The following is a 316-nucleotide window of genomic DNA, read 5'->3' as shown; positions in this document are numbered from 1 at the left end:
GCCATCCGCTGGCCGTACGGCCAGCGCATCCGGCCGGTCGTCGTCAAGACCAGCATCGGCAAGAAGCCGGCGAATGAGACTCTGTTCGATGTCGTCGCCGAATCCGGTCATGAGATTTCGTCCTCTCGCAGCTCAAGCATGTGGCTGATGTCAGTCGGTGAAAGGGCTTTGACTTTCAACACGATGGAAGCTATTTGGCTGAGCCGCTCCGGCCGTGCTGTGGATGTCTCGATGAAACGGGTGAGCGATTCCACGGTCGGATGCTCGAAGAGCCGTCTGATCGGCACCTCGGCCCGCAGAGCCCGTTCGATCCTCG

Annotated in this window: 1 protein-coding gene; it reads right to left on the bottom strand. The window is 60.4% G+C overall.

Annotation, left to right across the window (positions count from 1 at the left end):
• Positions 1–107 precede the first annotated feature (107 nt).
• On the bottom strand, positions 108–316 hold a 209-nt coding region (locus V5E28_RS49295), incomplete at its 5' end, for a hypothetical protein (RefSeq protein WP_336217229.1).

Source organism: Nonomuraea sp. LPB2021202275-12-8, from assembly GCF_037044575.1.
GTDB lineage: Bacteria > Actinomycetota > Actinomycetes > Streptosporangiales > Streptosporangiaceae > Nonomuraea.
The sequence above is the reverse complement of the archived record's forward strand: the minus strand, read 5'-3'. Positions and strand labels throughout refer to the sequence as shown.